The sequence below is a fragment of the Paenibacillus sp. GM2FR genome, from assembly GCF_002803325.1.
Taxonomy (GTDB): domain Bacteria; phylum Bacillota; class Bacilli; order Paenibacillales; family Paenibacillaceae; genus Paenibacillus_AQ; species Paenibacillus_AQ lautus.
Window position 1 is genome coordinate 684593 of record NZ_MKZM01000008.1, and the last position, 13106, is coordinate 697698.

Annotated in this window: 15 protein-coding genes; 12 read left to right on the top strand and 3 right to left on the bottom strand. The window is 50.3% G+C overall.

Annotation, left to right across the window (positions count from 1 at the left end; translation table 11 throughout):
• Positions 1–3 precede the first annotated feature (3 nt).
• The 3 genes from PAEVO_RS03280 to lipB all read left to right on the top strand — a co-directional run bounded on the left by PAEVO_RS03280 (position 4) and on the right by lipB (position 3217).
• Positions 4–990: an alpha-ketoacid dehydrogenase subunit beta gene (locus PAEVO_RS03280; protein WP_100536259.1), complete on the top strand. Its 987-nt coding sequence runs from the start codon at positions 4–6 to the stop codon at positions 988–990.
• 17 nt (positions 991–1007) lie between these two features.
• The gene (locus tag PAEVO_RS03285; protein WP_100536260.1) at positions 1008–2414 is read left to right on the top strand and encodes a dihydrolipoamide acetyltransferase family protein; all 1407 of its coding nucleotides are present in this window, start codon (positions 1008–1010) and stop codon (positions 2412–2414) included.
• A gap of 122 nt (positions 2415–2536) precedes the next feature.
• Entirely contained in the window at positions 2537–3217 is a 681-nt protein-coding gene (gene lipB, locus PAEVO_RS03290; protein ID WP_100536261.1) for a lipoyl(octanoyl) transferase LipB, read from the top strand.
• Between the two features lie 26 nt (positions 3218–3243).
• Here the strand turns inward: lipB and prli42 are convergent, their stop codons facing one another.
• Complete coding sequence (gene prli42, locus PAEVO_RS03295; protein ID WP_015734477.1) at positions 3244–3345, bottom strand: stressosome-associated protein Prli42; 102 nt, start codon at positions 3343–3345, stop codon at positions 3244–3246.
• A 114-nt stretch (positions 3346–3459) separates the two neighbouring features.
• Here prli42 and PAEVO_RS03300 point away from each other — a divergent pair, with 114 nt between their 5' ends.
• A complete protein-coding gene (locus PAEVO_RS03300) occupies positions 3460–4590 on the top strand; it encodes a tripeptidase T (RefSeq protein WP_100536262.1) in 1131 nt (376 codons plus the stop codon).
• Between the two features lie 79 nt (positions 4591–4669).
• On the opposite strand, the gene PAEVO_RS03305 is transcribed toward PAEVO_RS03300, so the two are convergent.
• Together PAEVO_RS03305 and mciZ are read right to left on the bottom strand one after the other, a co-directional pair.
• Entirely contained in the window at positions 4670–5881 is a 1212-nt protein-coding gene (locus PAEVO_RS03305; RefSeq protein ID WP_100536263.1) for a tetratricopeptide repeat protein, read from the bottom strand.
• Between the two features lie 93 nt (positions 5882–5974).
• On the bottom strand, positions 5975–6133 hold the full coding sequence (gene mciZ / locus PAEVO_RS03310; protein WP_100536264.1) for a Z-ring formation inhibitor MciZ: 159 nt from the start codon (positions 6131–6133) through the stop codon (positions 5975–5977).
• Positions 6134–6227: 94 nt separating this feature from the next.
• Here mciZ and PAEVO_RS03315 point away from each other — a divergent pair, with 94 nt between their 5' ends.
• The 8 genes from PAEVO_RS03315 to PAEVO_RS03350 all read left to right on the top strand — a co-directional run bounded on the left by PAEVO_RS03315 (position 6228) and on the right by PAEVO_RS03350 (position 13088).
• Positions 6228–6809 (top strand): NUDIX domain-containing protein, encoded by a 582-nt coding sequence (locus tag PAEVO_RS03315; RefSeq protein WP_100536265.1) that lies wholly within the window; start codon positions 6228–6230, stop codon positions 6807–6809.
• A gap of 1 nt (position 6810) precedes the next feature.
• Positions 6811–8028 (top strand): endonuclease Q family protein, encoded by a 1218-nt coding sequence (locus tag PAEVO_RS03320; RefSeq protein ID WP_100536266.1) that lies wholly within the window; start codon positions 6811–6813, stop codon positions 8026–8028.
• An 86-nt stretch (positions 8029–8114) separates the two neighbouring features.
• Positions 8115–8738, top strand: a complete 624-nt coding sequence (spoIIM, locus tag PAEVO_RS03325) for a stage II sporulation protein M (protein ID WP_100536267.1) — start codon at positions 8115–8117, stop codon at positions 8736–8738.
• Between the two features lie 109 nt (positions 8739–8847).
• Entirely contained in the window at positions 8848–9312 is a 465-nt protein-coding gene (fur, locus tag PAEVO_RS03330; protein WP_006209405.1) for a ferric iron uptake transcriptional regulator, read from the top strand.
• Between the two features lie 316 nt (positions 9313–9628).
• Positions 9629–9892: a YqzK family protein gene (locus PAEVO_RS03335; protein ID WP_243390617.1), complete on the top strand. Its 264-nt coding sequence runs from the start codon at positions 9629–9631 to the stop codon at positions 9890–9892.
• 42 nt (positions 9893–9934) lie between these two features.
• Complete coding sequence (locus PAEVO_RS03340; protein WP_100536269.1) at positions 9935–10819, top strand: site-specific tyrosine recombinase; 885 nt, start codon at positions 9935–9937, stop codon at positions 10817–10819.
• A gap of 55 nt (positions 10820–10874) precedes the next feature.
• Positions 10875–11699: a purine-nucleoside phosphorylase gene (locus tag PAEVO_RS03345; RefSeq protein ID WP_100536270.1), complete on the top strand. Its 825-nt coding sequence runs from the start codon at positions 10875–10877 to the stop codon at positions 11697–11699.
• 195 nt (positions 11700–11894) lie between these two features.
• The gene (locus PAEVO_RS03350; RefSeq protein ID WP_100536271.1) at positions 11895–13088 is read left to right on the top strand and encodes a D-alanyl-D-alanine carboxypeptidase family protein; all 1194 of its coding nucleotides are present in this window, start codon (positions 11895–11897) and stop codon (positions 13086–13088) included.
• The last annotated feature ends 18 nt before the right edge of the window (positions 13089–13106 follow it).

Genomic DNA, 13106 nt, shown 5'->3' on the forward strand with positions numbered 1-13106 from the left:
AGAATGGCGGTAATGGAATATATCGATGCAATTCGTCTGGCCATGAAGGAAGAGATGGAGCGTGACGAGTCCGTATTTGTGTTAGGCGAGGACGTAGGCGTCAAAGGCGGCGTGTTTACAACAACCAAGGGGTTGATGGATCAGTTCGGCGAAATGAGGGTGCTTGATACCCCGCTCGCGGAGTCCGCGATTGCCGGTGTGGCAATCGGTGCAGCCATGTATGGCATGAAGCCGATTGCCGAGATGCAATATTCGGACTTTATGTTTCCGGCAACCAATCAGATCATTAGCGAAGCAGCGAAAATCCGGTATCGTTCCAATAACGATTGGAGCTGTCCCGTCGTCATTCGTGCGCCGATCGGCGGCGGCATATTCGGGGGCTTGTATCATTCCCAGTGCCCGGAATCGGTGTTCTTCGGAACGCCGGGATTGAAAATCGTTGCGCCGTACTCGGCCTATGATGCGAAGGGGCTGCTGAAAGCAGCGATACGCGATCCGGATCCGGTCCTGTTTTTTGAGAACAAAAAATGCTACAAGCTGATTACTGGCGATGTGCCGGACGATGATTACGTTGTACCGATCGGCAAAGCGAATCTGCTGCGCGAAGGATCGGATATTACGGTCATCAGCTACAGCCTGCCGCTGCACTTTGCTATGCAGGCTGCCGAAGAGCTTGAGCAGGAAGAGGGCATCAGCGCGCATGTTCTGGATCTGCGTACCATACAGCCGCTTGATCGGGAAGCGATTATTGAAGCGGCCCGTGCAACGGGTAAAGTGCTGATCGTACATGAGGATAATAAGACCGGCGGCGTCGGCGGGGAAGTATCCGCGATTATTGCGGAGCACTGCCTCTATGATCTGGATGCCCCGATCATGCGCTTGTGCGGTCCGGATGTACCGGCTATGCCAATCAGTCCGCCAATGGAGAAATTCTTCATGCTTAACAAGGACAAAGTCAAAGAATCCATGCGTCAATTGGCGCTTTATTAAGAACAGGGAGTGTGAGCATGTCCGAAAATCAGAAATTGACCGATGTTACGATGCCCCAGCTGGCGGAATCCCTTGTTTCGGCGACCATTGCCAAGTGGCTGAAGAAGCCGGGGGATGTCATCGAGCAGTACGAACCGATCTGTGAAGTCATTACCGACAAAGTCAATGCCGAGATTCCATCCACATTGGACGGCGTCATGGGAGAGATTCTTGCCCAGGAGGGCCAGACCGTCAATGTTGGCGAGATCATTTGCCGGATCTCTGTGGCTTCAGGACAAGGTACAGATCTTTCGCCACAGCCGGCTGCAAGTGCTCCCGTGAGTCAGCATCAGGGAAGCGGCAGTGAAGAGGGTTCGATGCGTTTCCGGTATTCGCCTGCTGTGCAGACGCTGGCAGCCGAGCATCAGATTGACCTTTCGCGAGTCCAGGGGTCAGGCATGGGTGGCAGAATCACCCGTAAGGACGTACTGGCTTATATTGAAAAGGGAGGAGCAGCCCAAGGCCAAGGCGCTCCTGCCGGAGCAGCGCCGGTCCAAAGCGCCCAAGCGCCGAAAGAAACGGTTCAGCCGAGCGGGGCATCGCCGTTTCAGGGGCTGCAGCATCAGACGCCTGCGGAACCGTCGCCTCCTCTGGGCACAGCGATTCCGAATGTGCGACATTCCGGGCTGCATTTGACGGAATCGCCAAAAATTCCGACCATCGAAGTGGAAGGAATGGAAGGCGGAAGATCGGAATACTTTATTGATGTTACGCCGATGCGTAATGCCATCGCCAGAAACATGCGTCAAAGCGTTACGGAAATTCCGCATGCATGGACGATGATTGAAGTCGACGTGACTAACATTGTGCTGCTGCGTAATCAGCTGAAGGATGAGTTCAAGCGTAAGGAAGGGGTTAATCTGACCTACCTGGCCTTTTTGCTGAAAGCCGTTGTGAACGCAATTAAAGATTATCCGATCATGAATTCGTTCTGGGCCGTGGATAAAATCGTGGTGAAGCGCGATATCAATCTTTCCTTGGCCGTCGGAACAGAGGATTCCGTGCTGACGCCGGTCATCCACCGTGCCGACCAGAAGAATATTGCCGGCTTGGCTAGAGAGATCGAGGAGCTTGCACGCAAGACCCGTGAAGGCAAGCTGAAGTTAGACGACATGCAGGGCGGTACCTTTACGGTTAACAATACGGGATCCTTCGGTTCGATTCTGTCCTATCCGATCATCAACTATCCGCAGGCTGCGATACTGACGTTTGAATCGATTGTTAAAAAGCCTGTGGTCATCAATGACATGATCGCGGTCCGTTCGATGGCGAATCTGTGTTTATCCCTTGATCATCGGATTTTGGACGGGGTAATCTGCGGAAGATTCCTGCAGCGGGTTAAAGATAACCTGGAAGGTTACACCCTGGATACGAAGCTTTATTAATTTTCGTATATGATCTGCGGACTGATTCTTCGGAAGAAGGTTCGCAGACGTTATTCATACCGAAGTCAATCGCAGGAGCATTCATTGGTTAGTGGGAACCCTATGAAAGAAGGCGTTAGCACATGAACAAACCGTTAGATGTATCGTATACGCCGATTGTAGATTATGGCATGGCTTGGGAGCTTCAGAAACAGCATGTTTCCGCCATCGATCAGGGAGAGCAGCACGAGCGCTTGATGTTACTTCAGCATCCTCCGACCTATACCATGGGGTCACAGCGTCATCCGGAGCACTTGCTCCTGAGCAAAGAGGAATTGGAAAAACAGGGCATCGGCCTGTTTGAAATAGATCGAGGCGGAGACATTACATATCATGGTCCTGGACAGCTTGTCGGGTATCCGTTGTTACTGCTGGATGGCGGCAAGAATTTGAATCTGCACGGTTTTCTGCGCGACGTGGAGCAGGTCATCATCGATTACTTGGCATCATACAACATCGAAGCCGGCCGGAAACCCGAGTACACCGGAGTATGGGTAGGGGATATGAAAATTTGCGCCATCGGCGTGAAATTCAATAAAGGCCGCCAGCATCGCGGATTTGTGACGAGCCATGGTTTTGCGTTTAATATTAAATCCGGAATTACAGACGCGGGATTCTCGGGAATCATTCCTTGCGGCATACAGGAATACGGTGTAACTTCATTGGAGGACTGTACGGGGCGGGTTTTTGAAGTGGAGGAAGTAGCCCGGGAGATCGTGCCTTTCTTCACCCGGGTATTTCCATATGAGGCTCGTTGGTTGTAACTTTATGCGCTCGTAAATGCAGGGTGTCAGCGAAGGAACAATGGCTCAAGGATAACCAGCAGCGTTGATCCGACCATGGCAATCAGCATGAGATAGATAACAATTCGAAACCACTTTTTACGTTGCATTGTGTAACTCCTTTGAAATAGGTTTAATGATGAACATACATGGAAGCAGCATCATTTCAATGAGAAATAGATATAAAGACATTGTATCGTATCTGCGAAAGAGAGGGAAGTCCAGTGATCTCAGAAGAGCGTATCATCCAAGAATTTATGGAATTGGTTCAGGTCGATAGCGAAACCAAGCATGAAGAAGAGATCTCCAACGTTCTCAAACATAAATTTTCCAGTCTTGGCTTTGACGTCATCGAAGATGATGCCAAGGAAAAGACAGGACACGGAGCAGGGAATCTGATTATTACCTGGAAAGCGGACGAGGCGGCCCAGCAAGCGCCTAAGCTGCTATTTACCTGCCATATGGATACCGTAACGCCCGGTCAAGGCATCAAACCGACACTGGGTGATGACGGCTGGATTCGAAGTGACGGAACGACCATTCTCGGGGCGGACGACAAAGCGGGAATCGCGGCATTGCTTGAAGGTATTCGGGTCATCCAGGAAAATAACATTCCTCACGGACAAGTTCAATTTGTCATTACGGTAGGTGAGGAATCGGGTCTGGTCGGAGCTCGGGCGCTTGACCCTGATGTTTTGGATGCGGATCTCGGTTTTGCCCTGGATTCCAACGGTGAGTTAGGCTCAATCGCAGTTGCCGCACCGACCCAAGCGAAAATCCAAATGATCATCAAGGGCAAGTCTGCTCACGCCGGAGTGAATCCGGAGGATGGCATCAGTGCCATTCAAGTCGCTTCAAAAGCGATAGCCAAAATGAAGCTGGGACGGATCGACAAAGAAACCACCGCAAATATCGGCAAGTTCCAGGGCGGAGGCGCAACAAACATCGTCTGTGACCATGTTCAGATTGATGCTGAAGCACGCAGTATCGTTCAAGAGAAAGTGGATAAGCAAGTGAACGATATGCGCGAGGCGCTCGAAACCACCGTTCGTGAGTACAATGCCAATTGTGAGTTCATTAGCGAGATCGTATACCCGGCCTTCAGTTTTAATGAACATGATGAGGTTGTTCAGCTTGCGCAGCGGGCTATCGGCGGTTTGGGCTTGGCAACCCGCACGTTCCGCTCCGGAGGCGGCAGTGACGCCAACATTTTTAACGGCCTTGGAATTCCAACCGTCAATTTGGCGATTGGATATCAAGACATTCACACCACGCAAGAGCGCATTCAGGCTTCTGATTTGGTCAAGGCTGCGCAGATTGTCGTTGGGATAATCCAGGAAACGGCTAAAGCCTAGTCAACCATTAGACCCATTATGAATGTATAAAGCCCGCGACGGACGCTTCAAGTCCGCTGCGGGCGTTTTAGATTTGCCTTTAATTCAAGGATGACATGGGCGAGTAATTCTCCCGTCTTTTTTGGGCAGGCGACCAGGTGGTATGCCAGTTCGTGTTCTCGACCACATGCAATGCGGCATTGATGTTGTCCAGGTACTGTTCAATCTCTTTCCTCGCCGTTGCAGATGAGTATTGCTCCTCAAGGCGGGCAGAGAGGGAGATCAGGGCTGACTGCAAATAACAAGCAGCCTCGCCGAATCGTATCTCTGTACGCCCGGGGTGAGCCAGTCTAAGCTGCTCGAGCAGGGATGCAGCCTCATCATATCTTCCTTGATCATATAAATGCTCAGCCGCAATAACGCATACTTTTATACTGTTGCTGTCTTGTTCTTGGAGCGGCAGCGCTTCCAATTGATTCAATTTTGAAATCGCGAGCCCTCTGTAGCCTTCATCATAAAGAAAACAGATCAGAGCATAATAAGCATGGTCGCCGCTATGGGTAAGCAGGTGTTCGGCTATGGAGATCATATTAAACGATACAGCAGCGCGTGCTAATTCTAAAGTTTCCGACATGGCGATAAATCGGTCAGGGATCGAATGGTTTATGTTCCACTCGCACACCTGCCTGATTCTGGCCAGCTGAGCCACTCCAGATGTTCTTGGACGAGGCAGTTCGCGCGGGTGGTGAGCCAAATCGCGAAGGTAGCTGTCGATGAACTGCATGGCTTCAGATACTTGACCCGTCATGATCAGGCAAGTCACATACTGGATACAGGTATCTGGGTATAAGCTCCCCTGTTCAGCAAAACAATGGGCAGCATACGGATAAGCTCCGATGTAGAAAAGTGACCTGCCAACCATCATGTTGGAAGATGGAAAGCTCCTCGTTTCGCTCAGGAGTCGTTCACAAATCGTTTGGTCCGAAATCCCCTGCATGTGGAGGAGTGCAGCCCACTGATTCAGAGCCTCTTGTACGTAGGTACCGGAATGCTGTACGACGGTCCGGAAAGCTTCCTCCGATTTGTCGAAGGAACGCATCCGCATGCTCAACAACCCGTATTCGAGCCAGCTCAGATCAACTTCCTTCCATCCCGAGCTCGTTTTATCGGTTGGAGCGGATTGCGCAGCTTCCCTGAAGCTCCTTAACGCCTTCTCAAGATACCCGCGTCTTTTGTACCATTTTCCGCGCTCATATTCAGTTGAAGGTGGATTAGTAATTGGTTCGGTTTCAATAATAGGTATATGTCGCATGTCGAAGCCTCCCAATGATATAACACCATTATAGGTGTAAAGGTCATGGTCCATATTCGAAAAAAGTCGAAAAACAGGTCTTAAGACCTGATTTCACGTCCTGTTTTCGTAAATATTTTTAGAAGAATTAGAAATAATATCCATAATCTTCGCTTCCGAGCCCCATTGCTGTTGCCACTGTTTCAGCATGATCCGTATCTGCCAGGCTTGTCCTACCATATGTACTGAATGGTCCCCTTTGTAGCTTTTCATGGGCAGCTTCCTTCTTTCCTGGAAATTTTGATATAATACACCTTATGCAATAGCATGGTCAGACATGCCGTTTTTAAACAAAGGAGGTCATTTTGTGAGCGATATCGGCAGTAAGAACCGAGAAGCCTCGGATAAATTGCTGGAAGAAACCACGCTGTCTACCCAATCGATTTTTGAAGGGAAAATTATTTCACTGCAGGTCGATACGGTGAAACTGCCAAATGGGGAGACCGCGAAACGTGAAATTGTCAGACACCCCGGTGCAGTAGCGGTGCTCGCATTAAGAGGCGATAAAATGTTGGCCGTTAATCAATTTCGACAGCCGCTAGGGCGCTGTGAGGTTGAAATCCCTGCAGGCAAGCTGGAGCGGGGAGAAGATCCGCTGGAAGCCGCGAAGCGCGAACTACAGGAAGAAACGGGTTATACGTGCGGTTCCATTCGCAAGCTGCATTCCTTCTATACATCCCCGGGATTTGCCGATGAAATCATTCACTTATATCTGGCAGAGGATCTGGTCAGCGGCGAGATGAACCCGGATGAGGATGAATTTATAGAGATGATGGAAATCTCCCTGGAAGAGGCATATTCACTCATCCAAGAAGAGAGAATCAGCGATGCGAAGACCATTCTCGCCGTGTATGCTTGGAATATGTATAGCCTGACAGGAAAGATCTGATATGCTGCAGCCTGAAAAGAACATGTCAACCGGGGAGAAGCTTCAGTCCTATTACTGCGACATGCACATTCACATAGGGCGCACAAGCAGCGGACAAGCTGTGAAAATAAGCGCAAGTAACAATTTGACCTTTGAAAATATAGCCGTGGAGGCATCGGAGCGGAAAGGCATCCAAATGATTGGCATCATCGATTGCCACTCTCCTTCGGTACAGCACGATATTCTTCAGTGTTTGGACAGTGGGGTCATGCAGGAGATCGATGGAGGCGGAATTGCGTATCAGGATACGGTGATCCTGCTTGGAAGCGAGATTGAAATACGTGAAAGCGGCCGTGGCGCAGCCCATGTGCTGGCCTATTTCCCTGATCTGAACACCATCCAGGAATTTACTGGCTGGATGGCAAAATACATGAAGAACGTGCAGCTTAGTTCGCAGCGTATCTATGTCAGCCCCCGTGAGCTGCAGCAGGAGATTCTAGACCGCGGCGGGCTGCTGATACCTGCACACGTTTTTACGCCTCATAAGGGACTGTACGGCAGCATGGCAGACCGTATGAGCGAGGTGCTGGACTTGGACGGGATTGCAGGAATAGAGCTTGGGCTCAGTGCCGACTCCTCGATGGCAGGGCGGATAAGCGAACTGGACGCCTATTCCTTCCTGACCAATTCGGATGCGCATTCGCTTGGGAAAATCGGCAGGGAATACAACCGGATCGACATGGCGAAGCCTTCATTTTCTGAATTTCGCCAGGCCCTTGGAACAAGTAACGGTAGACGAATCAGCGCGAACTACGGGCTGAATCCCAGGCTCGGAAAATACCATCGTTCTTACTGCAGCGGCTGCGACAGCATACTGGAGGAGGGCAGCGATATACATGAATTGGTGCGATGTCCATTCTGCGGCAGTACCAAGCTGGTACAGGGCGTGTTTGATCGGATTCTGAACATCGCTGACCGCAAAGAGCCCGTGGTACCGCAAAGCCGGCCGGCTTATCACTATCAGGTTCCGCTAGAGTTCATCCCGGGCCTTGGCAAATCGTCGATGTCGAAGCTGCTGGGGGCTTTCGGGACCGAAATGAAAATCCTTCATCAGGCTACGGAAGCGGAGCTTGCCGCTGTTGCCGGAGAGGGGCTCGCTGCCAGCATTGTGATGGCCCGGAACGGGACATTGTCCTTATCGGATGGCGGCGGGGGCTCATACGGGAAGGTTCTCCGGTAAATCGATCAACTCTTTCAATCACAGGTCATACAAGGAGGGTGATGGTCATAGAGTAGAGTAGAGACACAGAAAGGAGACTCTATTCTATGCAATCATTCCGCCAAGCCTTCAAGGATCAGACCATGCTCTATGTGTTCGTGGGCGTCTTGTTTTTAGTTGGCGTGCTGTTTGGAGCGTTGATGGTCAATGCACTTTCATTGGAGCAGCAGCAGGAAATGGCCCGATATTTAAACCACTTTTTTGTAAACGTGCAGGACGGTGGAGAAACCATGAGTCAGTCTTCTTACTGGAGCATCGCAGCCCTTCATCTGAAATGGATCGGTTTGATATGGATTCTGGGATTGTCCGTCATCGGGCTTCCGGGAATATTGATATTGGACTTCTTAAAAGGAGTGCTTATTGGGTTTACGGTCGGTTACTTGGTCGGACAGTATTCCTGGAAAGGCCTGCTGTTCGCCCTGGTGTCGATTGCGCCGCAAAATTTGTTCATCATCCCCGTGCTCATGATGTGCAGCGTAGCCGCCATAACCTTCTCACTATACATTATCAGGGACCGATTTATTATGAATCGCGGCGGGAGCATGGTAAAGCCCTTTGCTTCGTATGCGATGCTGACCTTTTTCATGGTCCTGTTAACGCTCGGAGTCGCTTCATTTGAAACCTGGGTAACCCCGGCCATGATGCGCTGGGTCACGCCGATGTTGCTATAATCCGCGAATTTTTCCATAAAGCAAAACCGTTTGACTTTGTTTGTCAAATCCCCCTATAATGAAGGAAGTGAACAATAACGTGCAGTGATTTCCAAGGGGGAGGGAAACGATGGAAGCGCGGATCGACAAAATTAAGCAGCAGCTACAATCCCAAGGATACAAATTAACGCCCCAACGGGAAGCCACGGTAAGCGTATTGTTGGAAAATGAAGACGACCACCTTAGCGCAGAGGATGTATTTATGCTCGTGAAAGAGAAGGCTCCGGAGATCGGTCTGGCAACCGTGTACCGTACCCTAGAGCTGCTCAGTGAGCTTCATGTTGTCGAGAAGATAAATTTTGGCGATGGTGTCGCCCGTTATGACTTGCGGACGGATACTTCGAAGCATCACCATCATCATTTGATATGTACTCAATGTGGAAGCATGGATGAGATACGCGAGGATTGGCTCGGTCCATTGGAAGAGCGGTTAGAGCGAGAGTTCAACTTTACCGTTCATGACCATCGGCTTGATTTCCATGGCATATGCTACCGTTGCAAAGAGAAGGGCAAGAATGACCAGGACAAATCATAATTTCATACCATTCAACAAACCGCAGTGATGACCATCACGGCAAGCCCTCTACGGCGGTAAGCCGGGAGGGTTTTTTAGATGGTAACCAAAATATAAATGGAACATGCACGAATCCGTATCGTTCACGCAAGAACAATCTATCATTCTACACCATCAACGTACGTCGAGAAGACGTTTTTTTTATTCTATCCCAATAACCGCCAAGTCCAATGACTAAAGAACGGATCGGAGGAAAGCCGCCGTCATAATCCTGCAGCTTGTATCATAGGCTTTACGTGAAGTGATACCTGTAATACCCACTTTCACTTGGTGATCAATGCAAAGAGATGAAAGAGAGGCGCTGCCAGTGATTATATCGATCCGAAAAATAGGCTCACTAATCCGATTTATTACGATGTTTGCCGTTCTGACGATGTTTTTTTACTTCGTGCTGGGATGGGTGGGAGATTGGCTGACCCCAGTGGATCCTTACCGTGCGCCTTCCGGTCAAGCGGTTAAGGCTTTTCAGCCTGAAAGCACCATGGACTCCCGATATTCGCCGGCGGAACGTCTGCGATTGTACTACTGGTATGGGGAGTGATCGTGCTGGTAAAGGGCACATGGGAATAGGAGCAAAAAGATCATGAAACAATATTTGGACGAATATGTAACCTATCTGGAAGATGTGAAGGGACTGTCCCGAAGTACGATGGAATCGTACCGGGCCGACTTACAAGGATTTATTGCTTTTGCAGCGGAAAGAGACGTTATCCATCCGCAGGAAGTTACACGAACCATGCTTGGCTTATACATGGGAAGACTGCGGCAGCAGGGCAAGGCGGCATCGAGCCTGCTTCGCTGCACGGCTTCCTTGCGTTCCTTTTTTCAATATTTGGTGCGTCAGGCCGTTATAGGTCAAGATCCGACCCAGCTACTGGATAATCCGAAGCCGGAACGGAAGCCGCCCAAGTCGCTGACCATTGAGCAGGTGGACAAGCTGCTGTCGGCTCCGGATTCCGGCACCCCTCAGGGGGCCCGGGACAAAGCGATGCTGGAACTGCTGTATGCTTCAGGCATCAAGGTGTCGGAACTGGTGAACTTGAGCACTCATGACATCAATATGGAGATGCGTTTCCTGCGCTGTGCCGTTTCCGGAGGGAAGGAGCGAATTCTTCCGATTACCCAGATCGCAGCCGAGAACGTGGCATTTTATATGCAAGAGATGCGGGACAAGCTGATTCGAGATGCTGATGAGGATGCATTATTCCTGAATTCGCTCGGTACGCGCTTGACACGGCAGGGATTTTGGAAAATTATTAAAAAGTATGGCAAGCTGGCCGAAATCGATGAGGAAATCACGCCGCATACCCTTCGCCATTCGTTTGCCATTCATATGCTGCAGAACGGCGCCGACTTACGTTCGGTCCAGGAGATGCTGGGTCACTCGGCATTATCCACCACCGGCATGTATCAATCCACCAAGAAAAGCATGAAGGAAGTATATGATCATTATCACCCGAGATCTTAGTGGGGCCTACTCTACTAGGATCTACAACTTATTCTCAGTTAGGAGAGGTATGAACATGAGTTCAATTAATCAGCAGAGCATTAAGGAAGCAGCGGCATACATACGCGGGCAGAAGGGTGTCGAGCCCCAGGTCGGCCTGATATTGGGTTCAGGACTCGGCGTGCTGGCCGAATTGATTGAGAATCCGGTGTCCATCCCGTACACGGACATTCCTCATTTTCCCGTATCGACTGTAGAAGGCCATGAAGGAGAACTGCTGCTGGGTACGATTCACAATAGACCTGTCGTTCTGATGAAGGGACGATTCCATATGTATGAAGGTTATGGTCCGGAAGTGACTGCTTTCCCGGTGCGCGTCATGAAAGAGCTGGGTGTGAAGAGTCTGCTGGTTACCAATGCGGCGGGCGGTATCAACACGTCCTTCGAGCCGGGTGATCTCATGCTGATCTCCGATCATCTGAACATGACAGGCACCAACCCGTTAATCGGGCCAAATGATCCGGATCTTGGCGTCCGGTTCCCGGACATGTCCCAGGCATACAGCCGTCAGCTTCGCCAATTGGCAAAAGAAGTGGCCGTGGGTCAAGGCGTTGCGCTGAGAGAAGGGGTCTACGCAGGTTTGCTCGGACCAACCTATGAAACACCCGCCGAGATCGTCATGCTGCGTACGCTCGGTGCGGATGCGGTAGGCATGTCCACGGTGTCTGAGGTCATTGTGGCCAGACATGCCGGTCTTGATGTGCTGGGCATTTCTTGCATCAGCAACATGGCAGCCGGAATATTGGATCAACCGCTGTCCCATGACGAGGTTATGGAGACAGCCGAGAAGGTTCGGGAGAAATTCCTTGCGCTTGTCATGGCCATTATTCCAAAAATGTAATAACCTATTTTAGCAAAGGGCTGGGCTCCGGCGGATTTACATCCGTCGAGTCCAGCCCTTTTTGCTGTGTTCACTTCCGTTCAGGCGATAATATTTCCGTAAAATACTGGAATAATTTGTTTTCATCCTGACGACAATGAATAACAGACCCGTTGTTTTTCGGGATGCCATTACGAATGTCAGGAGGGGATGGAAGTGAAAAAAGCGTTAATCGCTGGATTTCTGGTTCTATGTGTAGGGTTGTCCAGCGCAGCTGTACCAAGTTATGCAGAAGAAAGTAGCAAACCCGGGGAAGGATCATCACAAGAGGAACTGGCACCAGGTGCTCGTTCTGCTATATTGCTGGATGCGGATACCGGAACCATTATTTACGAGAAAAACAGCCATGATAAGCTGCCTCCGGCGAGCATCACCAAGATCATGACGATGCTGCTTACGATGGAGGCCATCGATGAAGGACAATTGCAGTGGACGGATAAGGTGCGTACCAGCGAATATGCGGCCTCTATGGGCGGATCCCAGATCTTTCTTGAGCCCGGTGAAGAAATGACGGTGGATGAGATGCTCAAAGGCATTGCCATGGCATCAGGCAATGATGCTTCCGTCGCGGTGGCGGAGAAAATTGCCGGCTCAGAGGAAGCCTTTGTCAAGCTGATGAATGAGAAAGCAGCCGAGCTGGGAATGAAGGATACGCATTTTGTGAACTGCAACGGACTACCCGCAGAGAATCATTACACTTCGGCCCACGACATTGCGGTCATGAGCCGGGAGCTGCTGAAATATGACCAGATCACCAAATATACGGGGGCCTATCAGGATTATTTGCGTAAAGATTCAGAAAAACCGTTCTGGCTGGTCAATACGAACAAACTGGTTCGATTCTACACTGGTGCTGACGGATTGAAAACCGGATACACGTCAGAGGCCAAATTCTGTTTATCGGCAACGGCCAAACGGGACGGACTGCGCGCTGTTGCTGTTGTGATGGGAGCTCCGGATACGAAGACGCGGAATAATGAAGTATCTCGCATGTTTGACTATGCCTTTTCCCAGTATTCGATGCATTCCATCTATAAACCGGGTGAAGTGTTAGGTATCGTGAAGGTCCAGAAGGGAACCGTGCCCGAGATCTCGATTCAAGCGGATAAAGATTACAGCGTGCTGGTTAAGAAGGGCGTAAAGAGTCCGGATATCCGTCATGAAATTCAGATGGACCCGAATTTGAAGGCGCCGGTAGCCGCAGGACAAGTTGTCGGCAAGCTAACGGTCTATCAAGGTGATCGCGTGGTCAAGGAGTTCGAGCTGACCTCTCCTGTCGAGGTGAAGAAGGCCGGGTTCTGGAAGCTGTTCAAACGGACAACCGGCAAGTTGTTTCATGTAGATTCATAGGAGTTTTCTTCTAGTTTT

Coding starts and splice junctions, on each gene's coding strand:
- PAEVO_RS03320 (WP_100536266.1), top strand. CDS start 6,811: ATGCTGCAGCCTGAAAAGAACATGTCAACCGGGGAGAAGCTTCAGTCC.
- prli42 (WP_015734477.1), bottom strand. CDS start 3,345: ATGCAACGTAAAAAGTGGTTTCGAATTGTTATCTATCTCATGCTGATT.
- PAEVO_RS03280 (WP_100536259.1), top strand. CDS start 4: ATGGCGGTAATGGAATATATCGATGCAATTCGTCTGGCCATGAAGGAA.
- mciZ (WP_100536264.1), bottom strand. CDS start 6,133: ATGAAAAGCTACAAAGGGGACCATTCAGTACATATGGTAGGACAAGCC.
- PAEVO_RS03335 (WP_243390617.1), top strand. CDS start 9,629: ATGCAAAGAGATGAAAGAGAGGCGCTGCCAGTGATTATATCGATCCGA.
- lipB (WP_100536261.1), top strand. CDS start 2,537: ATGAACAAACCGTTAGATGTATCGTATACGCCGATTGTAGATTATGGC.
- spoIIM (WP_100536267.1), top strand. CDS start 8,115: ATGCAATCATTCCGCCAAGCCTTCAAGGATCAGACCATGCTCTATGTG.
- PAEVO_RS03305 (WP_100536263.1), bottom strand. CDS start 5,881: ATGCGACATATACCTATTATTGAAACCGAACCAATTACTAATCCACCT.
- PAEVO_RS03340 (WP_100536269.1), top strand. CDS start 9,935: ATGAAACAATATTTGGACGAATATGTAACCTATCTGGAAGATGTGAAG.
- PAEVO_RS03345 (WP_100536270.1), top strand. CDS start 10,875: ATGAGTTCAATTAATCAGCAGAGCATTAAGGAAGCAGCGGCATACATA.
- fur (WP_006209405.1), top strand. CDS start 8,848: ATGGAAGCGCGGATCGACAAAATTAAGCAGCAGCTACAATCCCAAGGA.
- PAEVO_RS03285 (WP_100536260.1), top strand. CDS start 1,008: ATGTCCGAAAATCAGAAATTGACCGATGTTACGATGCCCCAGCTGGCG.